A 16,785-nucleotide genomic window follows, 5' to 3' on the forward strand; every position below is an offset into this window, starting at 1 on the left:
GCCTCCTGCTTATTTATTAAAATGCACCACGGAACGGATCGATTTGCCTTCATGCATCAGCTCAAATGCCTCGTTGATCTCTTCCAGCGGCATGGTGTGGGTGATGAAATCATTCAGCGCAAACTTACCGTCGAGGTAATCCTGCACGATGCCCGGCAGCTGAGTGCGTCCTTTCACGCCGCCAAACGCCGACCCGCGCCATACGCGACCGGTAACCAGCTGGAATGGTCGGGTAGATATCTCTTCGCCGGCACCGGCAACGCCAATAATCACTGATTCGCCCCAGCCTTTATGGCAGCACTCCAGCGCGGAACGCATCACGTTGACGTTACCGATACACTCAAACGAGAAGTCCACGCCGCCGTCGGTCATCTCGACGATAACCTCCTGAATTGGCTTAGCAAAATCTTTCGGATTAACCAAGTCGGTTGCGCCCAGTTTGCGCGCCAGGTCAAACTTGCTGGTATTGATATCAATACCGATGATGCGACCGGCCTTCGCCATTTTCGCCCCAATGATCGCCGACAGGCCAATACCGCCGAGGCCGAAAATCGCCACGGTGTCGCCTTCTTTCACTTTGGCGGTATTCATCACCGCGCCCATGCCGGTGGTCACGCCACAGCCAAGCAGGCACACTTCTTCCAGCGGCGCTTCTTTGCTGATTTTCGCCAGGGAGATTTCCGGTACGACGGTGTACTCAGAGAAGGTCGAGGTGCCCATGTAATGGAAGATTGGCTTGCCGTCTTTGAAGAAGCGGGTGGTGCCGTCGGGCATCAGCCCTTTGCCCTGCGTGGTGCGGATTGCCTGACACAGGTTGGTTTTGCCGGAGAGACAGAATTTACACTTGCCGCACTCTGGCGTGTACAGCGGGATCACGTGATCGCCGACCGCTACGCTGGTAACGCCTTCGCCCACCGCTTCAACCACGCCGCCACCTTCGTGACCGAGGATCGCCGGGAATACGCCTTCCGGATCTTTACCTGACAGGGTGTAAGCATCGGTATGGCACACGCCGGTGGCAACGATACGCACCAGCACTTCCCCTTTCTGTGGCGGCATCAGATCCACTTCTTCAATCTTCAGCGGTTCGCCAGCAGCCCAGGCCACGGCCGCGCGGGTTTTAATCATGTTCATGCAATCCCTCTTCCTGTGATGTCGTGATTGGATAAAAAATAACGCTTACTCAGCGGCCTGCAGCGGATGCAGCAGTTCATCGTTGAGCGGGCGGTCATCAAACATTTCAATAATCAGATACTTCAGCGCCTCAACGTTGGGCGTAAAGGCGTCGCGGCGCCACATCAGCCAGGTGGCCGTGTCGCGCCAGGTCGGCGGCAGGCTGTGCTGCTGCACGCGCGCGCGGGCCGGCATCTGCGCCAGCACCGAGGCGGGAATCATCGCCACGCCGCCGCCACCGGCTACGCAGGCGACCATGGCGTGATAAGACTGAATCTCCATAACGCTGTGCGGTGCGCTCTGGCTGTCGCGATACCAGGACTCCAGCCGGGTGCGGTACGAGCAGCTGTTGCCAAAGGCAAACAGCGTATCACCCTGCGTATCGCGGGCGCTGAGAATCGGCGCGTGTTCGAGGCTGGTGATCAGCACCATCTCTTCACGAAAGGCGATGCAGCCATTCAGGTCATCATGACTGGCCGGACCGTCCACCAGCGCCGCCGCCAGCGTGCCGGCGCGCACTTTATCGATGATATCGCCTGAGGTGCCGGTCACCAGCGACAGCGCGACGTTGGGGAAGCGCTGATGATAGGCGGCCAGCAATCCCGGCAGGCGGGTGGCGGCGGTGCTCTCCATCGAACCGAAGGCAAAGTTACCACCGGGTTCACCGGCGCGCGCCATGTTCAGCGCCTCGTCGCTCAATGCCAGAATGCGCTGCGCATAATTGAGGAAATTGTGGCCCATCGGCGACAAACGAATGCGCTGCTTCTCACGAATAAACAGATCGACGCCGATTTCTTCTTCCAGCTGTCGCAGTCGCGTGGTGAGATTAGACGGCACGCGATGCAGCATTTCAGCGGCGCGCGCCAGTGAGCCGGTTTCGGCCACGGAACAGAACATGCGGAGCTGTACTAAATCCATATTCTCTTCTCGTAAACAACTTGGTTAATATTATTCACTTTTCGTGAGTCTAAACGTCATGCATGCTGCTGACAAGTGATAATCCAATCGATCCGGAGTCAGAATGGCGTGGCGAGTCGCGCTTAGCGCGTTTTTAAGTTTAGTGGTTGCAATGGGGATTGGGCGATTTGCCTTTACCCCGCAGGTGCCGCTGATGATTCACGACGGTCAGCTCACGCTCGCCAGCGCCAGCCTGGTCGCGGCGCTGAACTATCTCGGTTATCTGGCCGGATCGTTTGACGCGATGCGCGCGCAGCGGCGCGTGGAGTGGCGGCTGCAGCTGGGTGTCTGGGGTGCCGTCGCGCTGACGTTGCTGTCCGCCTGTATCAGCGGGCCGTGGCTGCATGCGGTGGTGCGTTTTCTGATCGGCGTCGCCAGCGGCTGGGCAATGGTGCTGGTGGCAGCATGGAGCAATGAGCAACTGCTGCATCACGGCCGGCCGGGCCTGTCGGCAGCGGTGTTTGCCGGTCCCGGCACCGGCATCTTCATCAGCGGCATGCTGGCGGTACTGCTGCACGCCAGCGGCGTGAGCGCGGCGTTTGCCTGGGCGGCATATGGTGTGCTGGCGCTTCTGCTAATTGCCGCGATTGCGCGTTTCCTGCCGCGCAGCGGACAGCTGCATCGTCCGCAACAGGCCGCCGCACCGCTGCTGCTGACGCGTGACCTGAAGCGCCTGATCCTCAGCTACAGCCTCGCTGGCTTTGGCTATATTCTGCCCGCCACCTTCCTGTCGCAAATGGCGGCGGCGCGCTTCCCTGATAGCGCTTTTGCGCAGTTTGTCTGGCCGGTGTTTGGCGGGGCGGCGGTGATCGGCATCGTGCTGGGGATCGTGACGCGCCACTGGGGCAGCAGCCATCGGCGGCTGGCGCTGGTGCTGTGGGCGCAGGCGCTGGGCGTGATCGCCGCCATCGTACTGCCGGGCATCAACGGTCTGTTGCTGGCGGCGCTGCTGATTGGCGGCGGCTTTCTCTGCGTGGTGCAGCTGTCGCTGCAGTACAGCCGGGAGCTGGCGCCGCACCACGCGCGCTATCTCGCCGGCCTGCTCACGACCGGTTATGCCATCGGACAGCTCGGTGGGCCGCTGCTGTCCTGGATTTCCAGCCTGCTGTGGCACCGGCTCGATCCGGCGCTGTGGGTGGCCGGCGGTGGTTTGCTGCTGGCGGGGGCGCTGGTGATGCGGCGATCGCCCACCTGAAACGCTTTCATTTCCAATCGGATTGATTGCTGGATTAAGCGCGCATTGTGTTTCACAATACGCGCTCAGAATTTCCCCCGCAGGCGCAGACCTGCGGGCGCATCACCTGCCGGAGAAGAGTACGATGAGCACCTTAAGTCAGGAAGCCGCCCTGGTTCACGAAGCACTGCTGGCGCGTGGCCTGGAAACGCCATTACGCGCCCCGGTGCGCGACATGGACGACGCGTCACGCAAGCGCGAGATCGCCGGCCACATGACCCAGATTATGCAGCTGCTGAATCTGGACCTGGAAGACGACAGCCTGATGGAGACGCCGCACCGCATCGCCAAGATGTACGTCGACGAAATCTTTTCAGGTCTGGATTACGCTAACTTCCCGAAAATCACCGTCATCGAAAACAAGATGAAGGTGGACGAAATGGTCACCGTGCGTGATATCACCCTGACCAGCACCTGTGAACACCACTTCGTGATCATCGACGGCAAAGCCACCGTGGCCTATATCCCTAAAGACAAGGTGATTGGCCTGTCGAAGATCAACCGTATCGTACAGTTCTTCGCCCAGCGTCCGCAGGTGCAGGAGCGTTTAACCCAGCAGGTGCTGGTGGCGCTGCAAACCCTGCTGGGCACCAATAACGTGGCGGTGTCGATCGATGCGGTGCACTACTGCGTGAAAGCGCGCGGCGTCAAAGATGCGACCAGCGCGACCACCACCACTTCACTCGGCGGATTGTTCAAATCGAGCCAGAACACGCGTCAGGAGTTCCTGCGCGCGGTACGCCACAGCTAAGCAGCGCGGGCGGCGTCGTTGTCGCCCGTGTTCCTCTCACCGTCAGGGCACTCGATGCAACGCTATCTCGCGCTGGATTTCATTCGTGGTTGCGCCATTCTCGGCATATTGCTGCTGAATATCGTCGGCTTTGGTCTGCCCTCGGCGGCCTATCTCAATCCGGCCTGGCAGGGTGAAGCCTCCGTTTCTGATGCCTGGACCTGGGCAATCATGGATGGCCTGGCGCAGCTAAAATTCCTGACGCTGTTTGCGCTGCTGTTTGGTGCCGGACTGGCACTGCAGGTGCCGCGCGGCAGCCGCTGGATCTCCTCACGCTTAACGCTGCTGGTCTTCATCGGGTTCATCCACGCGGTGTTCCTGTGGGAAGGCGACATCCTGCTGGATTATGGCCTGATTGGGTTGATTGTCTGGCGCATGCTGCGTGACGTGCCGTCGGAGCGGGCGCTATTACATACCGGCGTGCTGCTCTATCTGGTGGGCTGTGCCGTGCTGCTGGTGTTTGGCGTCATCTCCAGTCCGCAGCCGACGCGTTCGTGGCTGCCGGGCGCGGCAGATCTGGAGTATGAGAGCTACTGGAAACTGGTCGGTGGCTGGGAAGCGGTGCAGAATCGCCTCGAACACCTGTCATCCGGCCTGATGGCGCTGGCTTCGCAGTATGGCTGGCAGCTGGCCGGGCTGATGCTGATCGGTGCCGCGCTGATGCGCAGCGGCTGGCTGAGCGGCCAGTTTAGTCTGCAACACTACCGACGCGCGGCGGCGCTGTTACTGACCATCGGCTGGCTGATTGCCATACCCGGCGTGCTGGCGCAGTGGCTGCTGCAGTGGGAATTTCGCTGGAGCGGCTTTTTCCTGCAGGTACCACGCGATCTCGCCAGTCCGTTTATCAGCCTTGGCTACGCTGCACTCTGTCTCGGTTACTGGCCGGCCATCGCCGCCACGCGGTTCAGTTACGCCATTCAGTGCGTCGGGCGCATGGCGCTGAGCAATTATCTGCTGCAGACGCTGATCTGCACCACGCTGTTCTACCGCTTCGATCTGTTCCTCAAATTTGACCGCCTGCAGCTACTGGCTTTTGTACCGGCCATCTGGCTGGTCAATATTCTGTTCTCCGTGCTGTGGCTGCGCGTCTTCCCGCAGGGACCGATGGAGTGGCTCTGGCGCCGACTGACGCAGCTCGCCGCCGGAAAAGCGGATAACGCGTCCGCCGGCAGATAATGATGTTCATCACAAAGGTTGCATAATTGTATGTAACCGTTTTCATCTGTGTGACGTAATTCACGCAGCTGTTTCCGATGCCCTGACAGAATAGCGCCGTTACGCGCCAGTCGCGCCTTTTCTCCTCTGTGGAACAACTGCATGATAACGATTCGTGATGTCGCCCGTCAGGCCGGGGTTTCCGTTGCCACCGTGTCGCGGGTGCTCAATAACAGCAGTGCAGTCACCTCTGATACCCGCGAAGCCGTGCTGCAGGCGGTTGAATCGCTCGGCTACCGGCCGAATGCTAACGCGCAGGCGCTGGCTACCCAGGTGAGCGATACCATCGGCGTGGTAGTCATGGACGTTTCCGATCCCTTCTTTGGTGCGCTGGTTAAAGCGGTGGATACCGTGGCGCAGCGCATGCACAAGCATGTGCTCATCAGCAATTCGTGGCATCAGGAAGAGAAAGAGCGCCATGCCATTGAGGTGCTGATTCGCCAGCGCTGCAACGCGCTGGTGGTGCACGCGAAAACGCTTACAGACGCGGAACTGGCCCGGTTTATGGACCAGGTTCCCGGTATGGTCCTGATTAATCGTACTATTCCGGGATATGAGCACCGCTGCGTCTGCCTCGACAATGTTACCGGGGCGCAGGTAGCGACGCGCATGCTGTTACAGCAGGGCCATCAGCGCATTGGTTACCTCAGCTCCAGCCATCCGATTGAGGACGTGGCGCAGCGCCGCGATGGCTGGCTGCAGGCGCTGGCGGAGCAGGGCATCCGCCCGCCGGAGGGCTGGATTGCGCATGCCGAACCGGACATGCAGGGCGGTGAAGCCGCGATGGTGGAACTGCTGGGGCGCAATCTGCACCTCACTGCGGTGTTCTCCTATAACGATGGCATGGCGGCCGGTGCGCTCACCGCGCTGAAAGATAACGGTATTCAGGTGCCGCAGCATTTCTCTGTCATCGGCTTCGATGACATCCCCATTTCCCGTTACACCGACCCGCAACTGACCACGGTGCGCTATCCCATTGTTTCTATGGCGAAACTGGCGACTGAGCTGGCCCTGCAGGGCGCAGCAGGCACGCTCGATCCGCACGCCGCGCACTGCTTCATGCCTACACTGGTGCGGCGCCATTCGGTGGCGCAGCGGCAAATTGTGGAGTCGGTCACTAATTCAGGCGATAGCGCCGTGTAACCGTTTCCAATCTGTGATTGTATTCACAGTTAATTAACATGGCGCTCACTATGATGGCAGCGTCTTACCGGACTGAAACATTATGTAACGCCGGGCTTTCCTTCCCCGGTCTGGTTTCAGTAGCCGATTGAAATGGTTCACAACACACTTCAGGAAGCGTTTACCTACAGGGAAGTCAGGATAGCGATGGTGGTCCGGCTTGGTAGCAGCGCCTGCCCCATAAAAAATAGCGTTTCAACCGACTGCGCTGTCTGCCCGCAGGCAATACGGCGCGATGAAATACCCTGCATAAAAAAACCGGAGATACCATGAATAAGAAGGTTTTCACGCTCACAGCACTGGTTGCCAGCATGATGTTTGGTGCAACTGCGCACGCCGCCGATACCCGCATTGGCGTGACAATTTATAAATATGATGACAACTTCATGTCGATGGTGCGCAAAGACATCGAAAAAGAGGCGAAAGCCGTTGGCGGCATTCAGCTGCTGATGAACGACTCACAGAACGACCAATCCAAACAGAACGATCAGATTGACGTGCTGATGGCGAAAGGCGTGAAAGCGCTGGCCATCAACCTGGTGGATCCGGCTGCTGCGGCAGTGGTGATCGACAAAGCGCGCGCGAACGACGTGCCGGTGGTGTTCTTCAACAAAGAGCCTAACGCGAAAGTGCTGGCCAGCTACGACAAAGCTTACTATGTCGGTACCGACTCCAAAGAGTCCGGCATCAAGCAGGGTGAGCTGATCGAGAAACACTGGAAAGCCACGCCAGCCTGGGATCTGAACAAAGACGGTCAGATTCAGTTCGTGCTGCTGAAAGGTGAACCGGGCCATCCGGATGCTGAAGCGCGTACCAAATACGTTATCGAAACCCTGAACAAAGACGGCATCAAAACCCAGCAGCTGGCGATGGATACCGCAATGTGGGATACCGCGCAGGCGAAAGACAAAGTGGACGCCTGGCTGTCTGGCCCGAACGCCAACAAAATTGAAGTGATCATCGCGAACAACGATGCAATGGCGATGGGTGCGGTTGAAGCGCTGAAGGCGCACAACAAAACCAGCATTCCGGTATTTGGTGTTGACGCCCTGCCAGAAGCGCTGGCGCTGGTGAAATCCGGTGCGATGGCCGGTACCGTGCTGAACGATGCGGAAAACCAGGCGAAAGCCACGCTGGACATTGCTAACAACCTGGCCAATGGCAAAGAGCCAACCGCTGGTACCAACTTCAAGATGGATGGCAAAGTAGTACGCGTACCGTACGTACCGGTTGATAAAGAAAACCTGTCGCAGTTTGTGAAGTAATTCGTCCCGGGCGCGGCTTTTCTGCCGCGCCTTATTGCATCTGACCAACGCTTTTTTTAGCCAGGTAAATTATGGCCAGTGAGAATCCGACCACACAGCGAGAATATCTGCTGGAGATGACGAATGTCTCGAAATCATTTCCAGGGGTGAAAGCCTTAGATAATGTGAATTTAAAAGTGCGGCCGCACTCCGTCCATGCCTTAATGGGTGAAAACGGCGCCGGCAAATCCACTTTATTAAAATGCCTGTTTGGGATTTATAAAAAGGATACGGGGAGCATCCTGTTTCAGGGTGAGGAAATAGATTACAAATCCTCCAAAGAGGCGCTGGAAAATGGCGTTTCAATGGTGCATCAGGAATTAAATCTGGTGCTGCAGCGCAACGTAATGGACAACATGTGGCTGGGGCGCTATCCGCGCAAAGGTCCGTTTGTCGATCAGGATAAAATGTATCGTGATACCAAAGCGATCTTTGATGAATTAGATATTGATATCGATCCGCGCGATAAAGTCGCGACGCTTTCAGTATCACAAATGCAGATGATTGAAATCGCCAAGGCGTTTTCCTATGACGCGAAAATCGTCATTATGGATGAGCCCACATCATCGCTGACCGAAAAAGAAGTTAACCACCTGTTCACCATTATCCGTAAGCTGAAAGATCGCGGCTGCGGTATTGTTTATATTTCGCATAAAATGGAAGAGATTTTCCAGCTGTGCGATGAGATCACCATTCTGCGTGACGGCCAGTGGATTGCCACTCAGCCGCTGGAAGGGCTGGACATGGACAAGATCATCGCCATGATGGTCGGCCGTTCGCTCAACCAGCGCTTCCCGGACAAAACTAACGTGCCGGGTGAAGTGATTCTTGAGGTGCGCAACCTGACCTCGCTGCGCCAGCCATCGATCCGTGATATCTCGTTTGACCTGCACAAAGGCGAGATTCTCGGGATTGCCGGCCTGGTGGGCGCCAAGCGTACTGACATTGTGGAAACCTTATTTGGTATCCGTGAGAAGTCGGGCGGCACCATTAAACTGCACGGTAAAGCGATTAATAACCACAGCGCCAACGAAGCCATCAACCATGGTTTTGCGCTGGTAACGGAAGAGCGGCGTTCCACCGGGATTTATGCCTACCTGGATATTGGTTTTAACTCGCTCATTTCTAATATTAAGAAATATAAATCCAGTATGGGTCTGCTGGATAATAAACGCATGAAAAGCGATACCCAGTGGGTCATTGATGCCATGCGGGTGAAAACACCCGGCCATCATACCCAAATTGGATCGCTCTCCGGCGGTAATCAGCAAAAAGTCATTATTGGTCGCTGGTTATTGACGCAGCCGGAAATACTGATGCTTGATGAACCGACGCGCGGTATTGACGTCGGCGCTAAATTCGAGATTTATCAGCTGATCTCGGAGCTGGCGAAAAAAGAAAAGGGCATCATTATTATCTCTTCTGAAATGCCAGAGCTACTGGGCATTACCGACCGTATTTTAGTAATGAGTAATGGTCAGGTAGCGGGCATTGTCGATACTAAAACGACCTCGCAGAATGAAATCCTGCGTTTAGCGTCATTACACCTTTAATGAAGCAAGGGCTTTAACATGAAAGCGACTACTAAAAAGAATGCGCTAACCTGGTTAAAAGAGGGCGGCATTTATGTTGTCCTGTTGGTACTGCTGGCGATTATTATTTTCCAGGATCCGACCTTTTTAAGCCTGATGAACCTGAGTAACATTCTGACTCAGTCATCGGTCCGTATTATTATCGCACTCGGCGTAGCCGGTCTGATCGTGACCCAGGGCACCGACCTGTCGGCAGGGCGCCAGGTGGGTCTGGCGGCGGTGGTGGCGGCAACGCTGCTGCAGTCGATGGATAACGCCAACAAGGTGTTCCCGCATCTGGAAACCGTGCCGATTCCGCTGGTGATTCTGACCGTGTGCATCATCGGTGGCGTAATTGGCCTGGTTAACGGCGTGATCATCGCTTACCTGAAGGTGACGCCGTTTATCACCACGCTGGGCACCATGATCATCGTTTACGGCATCAACTCGCTGTACTACGACTTCGTGGGCGCTTCACCGATTGCCGGTTTTGACGCTGGCTTCTCGAAGTTTGCCCAGGGCTTCCTGCGCTTCGGCGACTTCAAGCTGTCGTTCATCACCTTCTATGCGATTATCGCCATCGTGTTCGTCTGGATCCTGTGGAACAAAACCCGCTTCGGCAAAAACATCTTTGCTATCGGCGGTAACCCGGAAGCGGCGAAAGTCTCTGGTGTTAACGTTCCGCTTAACCTGATCCTGGTGTATGCGCTGTCCGGCGTGTTCTATGCCTTCGGCGGGATGCTGGAAGCGGGCCGTATCGGCAGCGCCACTAACAACCTCGGCTTTATGTATGAGCTGGATGCGATTGCGGCCTGCGTGGTGGGCGGCGTGTCGTTCGCTGGCGGGGTAGGTACCGTCGCGGGTGTGGTGACCGGTGTGATCATCTTCACCGTCATCAACTACGGTCTGACCTACATCGGCGTGAACCCATACTGGCAGTACATCATCAAGGGCGGCATCATCATCTTCGCCGTGGCGCTTGATTCGCTGAAATACGCGCGTAAGAAATAGCAGAGAACAAGGTCAACCATCAGGGCTGCGGCAACGCGGCCCTTTTTGTTTTTATTGCACAATAAGGATAGCGGTGAGACTTGCAGGGATGGCCGCTATTTTGTAGGGTGCGCATTGAGGTACAAACCGGCCACATGGGTAACACTTTAGACCGGGCACATGGGTAACAGTTATAAACGGCATAGCAGAGGAGACTCACTATGCCCTGGACTGAGACTGTTACCATGCAACGCCTTGAATTCATCCTCGCCTGCCAGGCAGGCGGGGAATCCATGACGCAGCTGTGTCACCGCCACGGCATCAGCCGCAAAACCGGCTACAAGTGGCTCAGCCGCTTTAACCCCGGCGAGCTCTCCTCGCTTGAAAATCTCTCCCGCGCCCGCCATCTCCAGCCCGATAAAATCGCCCCCGACATCGCCGCGCGCCTTGTTCAGTTCCGCCAGCAGCACCCCGACTGGGGGCCAAAAAAAATCCGCCACTGGTTCCTCAGCAACGGCGCTGACTTCATCGTGCCCGCCGCCAGCACCATCGGCGACCTGCTGAAGGCGGCGGGAATGGTGCAGCCGCGGACGCCGCGTAAGCGAACGCCGGGCAACCTGCGCAGTCTCACGACACCCGTGAGGAATAACCACGTCTGGAGCGCTGATTTTAAAGGGCGCTTCCGCCTGAAAGACGGCAGCTGGTGCCGCCCCTTCACGCTCACCGATAACCACAGCCGCTACCTGCTGTCCTGCGAGCCGGGCACGTCGGAGACCACGGTGTTCGTGCGCGGCTGCATGGAAAAGGCCTTCCTAGAAGGCGGGCTGCCCGACGTTATCCGCACCGACAACGGCTCGCCCTTCGTTGCGCCGGGCATCCTCGCGCTGACGCAGCTGAGCGTGTGGCTGATAAAACTGGGGATACAGCCGGAAAGAACCGCGCCGGGCTGTCCGGGGCAGAACGCCCGCCACGAGCGGATGCACCGGTCGCTGAAGGTCGCCATGAGCCATCACGACGTCTTTGGCTCGCTGCCAGAGCAGCAGGCGTGGTGCAGCGGATGGCGGAACGAGTTCAATCAGGAAAAGCCGCATGAGGCGCACGGGCAGCAGCCGCCCGCAAAAATATGGACGCCTTCACCGCGGAAATGGAACGGAAAAGTGCCGGAGGTGGGTTATCCGGAGGGGGCGAAGCTGTACAAAGTCGGTGAAAAAGGCGACCTGAGGCTGAACGGGCGGACCTTCCTGAGCGCAGCGTTACGGGGCGAGTACGTGCGGTTCCTGGAAGTGGACGACGGCATTGACGTCATCCTCTTCGACAGGCTCATCCTTGCGTATTATGACCGGGCAGAAAAGCGTATTATCCGGATCGACTGACCACAAAAAGTGTTACCTGTGTGCCCGGTCTGATCTGTTACCCATGTGCCCGGTCGTACCTTGATGCGCACCGGCAGCATCGCCGCGATCCTGCTTAACTCGCCAACGTCAGATCCGGCTGCTGGCCTCTCGCCGATTATTTCCGCAGCTTCTCTTCCAGCTCAAGCAACTGTTCCGGTGTGACCGCCGGGTAGCTCTGCGCATCTTCCGGCACTTCATGCACCGCCGGAATCGGCACCAGCGGGCCAAGGAAACGCGGCTCGCGCTTCATCAGATAGAGATCCGCCAGCGCACCGAGGCGCGCACCCACCTCGCGGAACCGCACCGACAGCATATTCTTGGGCGACGGCACGGCGTAGCACTGCGCCTGAATGCCCAGATGCTGGGCGATATACAGCGCGCGTTCGCAGTGGAAGCGCTGGGTAATGATGATGAAGTCGTTGGTGTCGAAGACTTTGCGTGTGCGCACAATCGAATCCAGCGTACGGAAACCGGCATAATCCAGCACGATGTCCGAGGGATCGACGCCGGCTTTGATTAAATCGCGTCGCATGGTCATCGGCTCGTTGTAGCTCTGCAGCGCATTATCGCCGCTCAGCAGCAGATAATTTACCTTGCCGCTGTTGTAAGCGTTGAGCGCGCCCTGAATGCGATACAGGTAATACTGATTGATGACGCCGGTGCGGTAATACTTGGCGGTGCCCAGCACCACGCCGACCTGGCGATGCGGCAGCGAAGCGACATCTTCATAAATAAACGGCGCGGTTCGCCAGCTAATCCAGCGATCGAGGCCGAGCGCGGTCGCCATCACCAGTAAGATGATGATAAACAGACCAAAGAAAACGCGTTTAAGTATGCGCACGGGCACTCGGTTGACGAAAATTCAGATGGGTCAAGGCTACTTGAGGCGGCACGGCTAAGCAAGTTCGCGCCGGTCGGCTGGCGTTTTTTTAAGCGCTGCCGCACCTGAAGCGTGCGGCAGCGTCGGTCTGCAATTAAATCGAGGTACGGCGGTAGTGACGATACTGCGGCAGCCAGAAGTTGTTGTTGATGGCTTTCGACAGCACGTCCTCGGAGGTGACCACCGCCACGCCCGCCAGCTGCGCCGCTTTGCCCACTTCCATGGCGATCACTTTGGAGACGCCCTGGATGTCCTTAATCTCTGGCAGCACCGGACCTTCACCGTCGTTAACCAGCGGTGAGCAGTCAGCCAGCGCGCGGCTGGCGGTCATCAGCATCGAATCCGTTACGCGGGTAGCCCCGGCAGCGATCACGCCGAGACCGATACCCGGGAAGATATAGGAGTTGTTGCACTGGGCAATCGGGTAGGTTTTGCCTTTCCAGGTGACCGGTGCAAACGGGCTGCCGGTGGCGACCAGCGCGTCACCGTCGGTCCAGGCGATGATATCTGCCGGCGTTGCTTCCACGCGTGAGGTCGGGTTCGAGAGCGGCATCACGATCGGGCGTTTGCAGTGCTTGTGCATCTCGCGAATGATCTCTTCGGTGAACAGTCCCGGCTGGCCGGAAACGCCAATCAGGATATCCGGCTGGGCATTGCGCACTACGTCGAGCAGTGAAATCGAATCGCTGGTGACGTCCCAGTCTTTCAGATTGTCGCTCTTCTGCACCAGCTTGCTCTGGAAATCGAGCAGGTTAGGCAATTTGTCAGTGAGCAGGCCGAAACGGTCTACCATCATCACGCGCGCGCGCGCTTCATCATCGCTCAGGCCTTCGGATTTCATCTGTGCGACGATCTGCTCGGCAATACCGCAGCCGGCGGAACCGGCACCGAGGAACACCACTTTCTGCTCGCACAGACGGCTGCCTGCGGCGCGGCTGGCGGCGATCAGCGTGCCCACCGTGACAGCGGCCGTGCCCTGAATATCATCATTGAAGCAGCAAATCTCATCGCGGTAACGCTCCAGCAGCGGCATGGCGTTTTTCTGCGCGAAATCTTCAAACTGCAGCAGCACGTTTGGCCAGCGGCGCTTCACCGCCTGAATGAATTCATCAACGAAGGCTTCATACTCTTCGCCGGTGATGCGCGGATGGCGCCAGCCCATGTAGAGCGGATCGTTCAGCAGTTGCTGATTATTGGTACCGACATCCAGCACCACCGGCAGGGTGTAGGCCGGGCTGATGCCGCCGCACGCGGTGTACAGCGACAGCTTACCGATAGGAATGCCCATGCCGCCAATGCCCAGGTCGCCGAGGCCGAGAATACGCTCGCCGTCGGTGACTACGATGACTTTGACATTCTGCTTGGTGGCGTTTTGCAGCATGTCTTCAATGCGGTCGCGGTTGTTGTAGGAGATAAACACCCCGCGCGCGCGACGGTAAATTTCAGAGAAGTGCTCGCACGCCGCGCCAACCGTTGGGGTGTAGATGATCGGCATCATCTCTTCCAGGTGGTTGTCCAGCAGGCGATAGAATAGCGTTTCGTTGGTGTCCTGGATGTTGCGCAGGTAGACGTGCTTGTCGTTATTGTTTTTGAAGTCCAGGAACTGACGCCAGGCGCGCTCGGCCTGCTCTTCGATGGTTTCTACGGCGTCTGGCAGCAGGCCATTGAGGTTAAATTCGTTACGTTCTTCCAGCGAGAAGGCGCTGCCTTTGTTCAACAGCGGAAATTCCAGCAGGATCGGACCCGCGTAAGGAATATACAGCGGACGTTTACTTTCGTACTCGAGTTCCATGCAGTGTTTGCTCCGGTTGCAGTGTTTTCTGACGTGTCGCCAGCAAGAAGGTAACGCCAGACCCGTTTATTGTGAAGTTCTGGCGCCCGATCCTATGAAAATTCCTGCAGATGTACAGCTTTTGTTAATAGAAGGTCACAAAAGCGGTAAAAGGATCACTAAACTGTTGGTTTCGAAACTAAAGTAACTGAGAAATTGCTGCAGCCGAGCGCGGCGAGGGTGGTGCGGGTGGCATCAAACTGGCTCAGCGTGGCGTCGGCGCTTTCTGCCAGCACTGCCTGCTGAATCTCTTCCAGCGCTTCGTTGTGCATGTTCATCAGAATCAGCGCGGCCTGTAATGGCGGCAGGCTCGGGTTAAAGGCGGCATTTTCGGCATAGCGCCCGGTGTAAATCTGGCCGCTGCGGCTCTGCAACGCCACGCCGCTATAACTCTGGCTATAAGGTGCATGGCTGCGGCTGGCGGCATCAATCGCGGCCTGCTGCAGCGCATCGCCCTGCGGCAGGAAACCGTGGTCGACCGGCGTCAGCAGCCGTTCGCTGATATTGAGATCGGCCGGGCCAAAGGCATCCGGTAAATAGTCGGCCAGCGTGCTGACCGCGCGGCCCGGCAGGCTGATGCGAATCGCCGTACCGCTATTCAGTTCATTCATAAACTGGCGGCAGTGCCCGCACGGCGTGTAGTTGACGGTAATGGTCGCCAGCTGCGCTTCGCCCCGCAGCCAGGCATGCGTGACTGCGCTCTGCTCGGCGTGGACCGTTTGCTGCAGCGGCGCATGTAAAAACTCCATGTTGGCACCGAAATACCAGTGGCCACTGATGCCGCGCGCAATAGCGCCCACGTTAAAGTGCGAAACCGGTGCCACGGCACAACAGGCGGCAATCGGCAGCAGTGCGAGTGCCAGCGCATCATCATCCAGACCGGTTGCCTGTTGCAGCTGAGCCACTTCCTGCGGTCGCAGCACGCCATGAAATTCAGCAGCGTCCAGCAGCGGCTGAAGCGCGCTCTGCAGCGCAGCGGGCAGGGCAGAGAAAGCGGAAGTGAATCGTGCATGCATGATGTTATGGCCTCATTAACTCGTCAGCGGCGGAGCGCCGCCTCAAGGTTTATATGTGATCCATGTCGCTATGACAATGCAAGCTGATTGGCTTGTTTCAACTTTGCGAGATCTCTCGCAAGTTTTACCCCAGTAAGCGCATCAGCAAAGGAAAAATGAAAGGCGCCAGTAACGAGGTGATGATGCCGCAGATTACCAGCGCCAGTGAACTGAAGGCGCCTTCCTGATAGTCAATCTCCGCGGCGCGCGCGGTGCCGAGCGCATGTGACGCGTTGCCAATCGCCAGCCCGCGTGATGACTTGCTGCGCACTTTAAACAGATTCAGCAGCATGTGACCAAACACCGCGCCCAGCACGCCAGCAATCAACACGCAAATGGCGCTGATGGCGGGAATACCGTGTAGCGAGCCCGACACTGCCATGGCGATGGGCGTGGTCACCGACTTCGGCAGGATGGTGGCTGCGATTTCCGGCGTCGCCCCCATCCACAGCGCGATCGCCGTGCCGGACACCATGGCGGTAATGCTGCCGATAAAACAGACGCTGATGATGGTTTTCCAGCGCGCGCGAATCTGGTGCATTTGCTCATACAACGGCAGCGCCAGCGCCACCACGGCGGGCTGTAGCAGCTGATTAAGCAGCGCGCTGCCAGCAAAATAGCGCGCGTAGGGCAGGTGCGTCAGCAGCAGCAGTGGAATAATGATCGCCATGGCCACCAGCAGCGGATTCACGATGGAGAGGTTGATTCTGGCTGCCAGACGGCGTGCCAGCAGATACGCCACCACAGTAAGTGGCAGTGACCACCAGGCGTCACTCATGGCCGGACTCCTTCGGACGCTGCAGGCGCTCGGCGCTCAGGCCGACAATCAGCAACACCAGCAGGGTGCTGACCATACAGGAGACGACAATCGGGCCAAACTGTGCGCTGAGGATATCGGTGTAGCCCATCACGCCAACGCTGATCGGTACAAACAGCAGCGCCATGTAGCGGATCAACAGCTGACAGCCGGGTTTCACCCACGTTACCGGGATAATCTGCAGCGCCAGCAGGGCAAACAGCAACAGCATGCCAAGGATGCTGCCAGGAATGGTAAATGGCAGCAAGGCAGCAAGGCCGTTGCCGGCGTACAGCGCGGCATAGACGATGGCAAAGGCGCGCAGATAGCGCCAGCAGGCAGATAGCACGGTGGGCATGTCAGGCTCCTGTTTTCGTGGCGCTTCATCATACGCATTAAGCGCTTAGCGTGCT

The 16,785-nt window shown here is 57.8% G+C and carries 15 protein-coding genes; 8 read left to right on the forward strand and 7 right to left on the reverse strand.

Annotated features, from left to right (window positions below; genetic code table 11):
• Nucleotides 1–9 precede the first annotated feature (9 nt).
• The gene (locus C1N60_RS07200) at nucleotides 10–1,134 is read right to left on the reverse strand and encodes an S-(hydroxymethyl)glutathione dehydrogenase/class III alcohol dehydrogenase (protein WP_021509276.1); all 1,125 of its coding nucleotides are present in this window, start codon (nucleotides 1,132–1,134) and stop codon (nucleotides 10–12) included.
• Nucleotides 1,135–1,179: 45 nt separating this feature from the next.
• Nucleotides 1,180–2,091 carry a putrescine utilization regulator PtrR gene (locus C1N60_RS07205; protein ID WP_021509277.1) on the reverse strand — a complete coding sequence of 304 codons (912 nt, stop codon included), beginning with the start codon at nucleotides 2,089–2,091 and terminating at the stop codon, nucleotides 1,180–1,182.
• A 103-nt stretch (nucleotides 2,092–2,194) separates the two neighbouring features.
• On the opposite strand from C1N60_RS07205, the gene C1N60_RS07210 reads away from it, so the two are divergent.
• From C1N60_RS07210 to C1N60_RS07245, 8 genes are all read left to right on the forward strand, one after another.
• Nucleotides 2,195–3,325, forward strand: coding sequence for a YbfB/YjiJ family MFS transporter (locus C1N60_RS07210; protein WP_132465091.1), 1,131 nt, complete (start codon nucleotides 2,195–2,197; stop codon nucleotides 3,323–3,325).
• 124 nt (nucleotides 3,326–3,449) lie between these two features.
• Nucleotides 3,450–4,115: a GTP cyclohydrolase I FolE gene (gene folE / locus C1N60_RS07215; protein WP_021509279.1), complete on the forward strand. Its 666-nt coding sequence runs from the start codon at nucleotides 3,450–3,452 to the stop codon at nucleotides 4,113–4,115.
• Between the two features lie 54 nt (nucleotides 4,116–4,169).
• Nucleotides 4,170–5,330 (forward strand): DUF418 domain-containing protein YeiB, encoded by a 1,161-nt coding sequence (gene yeiB, locus C1N60_RS07220; RefSeq protein ID WP_058757260.1) that lies wholly within the window; start codon nucleotides 4,170–4,172, stop codon nucleotides 5,328–5,330.
• A 141-nt stretch (nucleotides 5,331–5,471) separates the two neighbouring features.
• Nucleotides 5,472–6,512, forward strand: coding sequence for an HTH-type transcriptional regulator GalS (gene galS / locus C1N60_RS07225; protein ID WP_021509281.1), 1,041 nt, complete (start codon nucleotides 5,472–5,474; stop codon nucleotides 6,510–6,512).
• 308 nt (nucleotides 6,513–6,820) lie between these two features.
• Nucleotides 6,821–7,816 (forward strand): galactose/glucose ABC transporter substrate-binding protein MglB, encoded by a 996-nt coding sequence (mglB, locus tag C1N60_RS07230; RefSeq protein ID WP_059009180.1) that lies wholly within the window; start codon nucleotides 6,821–6,823, stop codon nucleotides 7,814–7,816.
• Nucleotides 7,817–7,887: 71 nt separating this feature from the next.
• Entirely contained in the window at nucleotides 7,888–9,408 is a 1,521-nt protein-coding gene (gene mglA, locus C1N60_RS07235) for a galactose/methyl galactoside ABC transporter ATP-binding protein MglA (protein WP_021509283.1), read from the forward strand.
• Between the two features lie 18 nt (nucleotides 9,409–9,426).
• Entirely contained in the window at nucleotides 9,427–10,437 is a 1,011-nt protein-coding gene (mglC, locus tag C1N60_RS07240) for a galactose/methyl galactoside ABC transporter permease MglC (protein WP_021509284.1), read from the forward strand.
• A gap of 224 nt (nucleotides 10,438–10,661) precedes the next feature.
• On the forward strand, nucleotides 10,662–11,789 hold the full coding sequence (locus C1N60_RS07245) for a DDE-type integrase/transposase/recombinase (RefSeq protein ID WP_196368259.1): 1,128 nt from the start codon (nucleotides 10,662–10,664) through the stop codon (nucleotides 11,787–11,789).
• Nucleotides 11,790–11,925: 136 nt separating this feature from the next.
• Here the strand turns inward: C1N60_RS07245 and sanA are convergent, their stop codons facing one another.
• From sanA to C1N60_RS07270, 5 genes are all read right to left on the reverse strand, one after another.
• Nucleotides 11,926–12,645, reverse strand: coding sequence for an outer membrane permeability protein SanA (gene sanA, locus C1N60_RS07250; RefSeq protein WP_104093252.1), 720 nt, complete (start codon nucleotides 12,643–12,645; stop codon nucleotides 11,926–11,928).
• Nucleotides 12,646–12,784: 139 nt separating this feature from the next.
• Nucleotides 12,785–14,482, reverse strand: a complete 1,698-nt coding sequence (locus tag C1N60_RS07255) for an NAD-dependent malic enzyme (RefSeq protein WP_058757262.1) — start codon at nucleotides 14,480–14,482, stop codon at nucleotides 12,785–12,787.
• A 158-nt stretch (nucleotides 14,483–14,640) separates the two neighbouring features.
• Nucleotides 14,641–15,537 carry a cytidine deaminase gene (cdd, locus tag C1N60_RS07260; protein ID WP_125309740.1) on the reverse strand — a complete coding sequence of 299 codons (897 nt, stop codon included), beginning with the start codon at nucleotides 15,535–15,537 and terminating at the stop codon, nucleotides 14,641–14,643.
• Between the two features lie 124 nt (nucleotides 15,538–15,661).
• Nucleotides 15,662–16,354: a CidB/LrgB family autolysis modulator gene (locus tag C1N60_RS07265; RefSeq protein WP_021509288.1), complete on the reverse strand. Its 693-nt coding sequence runs from the start codon at nucleotides 16,352–16,354 to the stop codon at nucleotides 15,662–15,664.
• Nucleotides 16,347–16,730, reverse strand: a complete 384-nt coding sequence (locus C1N60_RS07270; protein WP_021509289.1) for a CidA/LrgA family protein — start codon at nucleotides 16,728–16,730, stop codon at nucleotides 16,347–16,349. The genes C1N60_RS07265 and C1N60_RS07270 overlap by 8 nt, the downstream gene beginning before the upstream one ends.
• Between the last annotated feature and the right edge of the window lie 55 nt (nucleotides 16,731–16,785).

It is taken from the genome of Pantoea sp. SGAir0184, assembly GCF_043544755.1.

What these genes read in the sequence shown, in the direction of transcription:
- cdd (WP_125309740.1), bottom strand. Translation starts at nt 15,537, where the DNA reads ATGCATGCACGATTCACTTCCGCTTTCTCTGCCCTGCCCGCTGCGCTG.
- C1N60_RS07270 (WP_021509289.1), bottom strand. Translation starts at nt 16,730, where the DNA reads ATGCCCACCGTGCTATCTGCCTGCTGGCGCTATCTGCGCGCCTTTGCC.
- folE (WP_021509279.1), top strand. Translation starts at nt 3,450, where the DNA reads ATGAGCACCTTAAGTCAGGAAGCCGCCCTGGTTCACGAAGCACTGCTG.
- C1N60_RS07255 (WP_058757262.1), bottom strand. Translation starts at nt 14,482, where the DNA reads ATGGAACTCGAGTACGAAAGTAAACGTCCGCTGTATATTCCTTACGCG.
- galS (WP_021509281.1), top strand. Translation starts at nt 5,472, where the DNA reads ATGATAACGATTCGTGATGTCGCCCGTCAGGCCGGGGTTTCCGTTGCC.
- C1N60_RS07205 (WP_021509277.1), bottom strand. Translation starts at nt 2,091, where the DNA reads ATGGATTTAGTACAGCTCCGCATGTTCTGTTCCGTGGCCGAAACCGGC.
- mglA (WP_021509283.1), top strand. Translation starts at nt 7,888, where the DNA reads ATGGCCAGTGAGAATCCGACCACACAGCGAGAATATCTGCTGGAGATG.
- yeiB (WP_058757260.1), top strand. Translation starts at nt 4,170, where the DNA reads ATGCAACGCTATCTCGCGCTGGATTTCATTCGTGGTTGCGCCATTCTC.
- C1N60_RS07245 (WP_196368259.1), top strand. Translation starts at nt 10,662, where the DNA reads ATGCAACGCCTTGAATTCATCCTCGCCTGCCAGGCAGGCGGGGAATCC.
- mglB (WP_059009180.1), top strand. Translation starts at nt 6,821, where the DNA reads ATGAATAAGAAGGTTTTCACGCTCACAGCACTGGTTGCCAGCATGATG.
- C1N60_RS07200 (WP_021509276.1), bottom strand. Translation starts at nt 1,134, where the DNA reads ATGAACATGATTAAAACCCGCGCGGCCGTGGCCTGGGCTGCTGGCGAA.
- C1N60_RS07265 (WP_021509288.1), bottom strand. Translation starts at nt 16,354, where the DNA reads ATGAGTGACGCCTGGTGGTCACTGCCACTTACTGTGGTGGCGTATCTG.
- mglC (WP_021509284.1), top strand. Translation starts at nt 9,427, where the DNA reads ATGAAAGCGACTACTAAAAAGAATGCGCTAACCTGGTTAAAAGAGGGC.
- C1N60_RS07210 (WP_132465091.1), top strand. Translation starts at nt 2,195, where the DNA reads ATGGCGTGGCGAGTCGCGCTTAGCGCGTTTTTAAGTTTAGTGGTTGCA.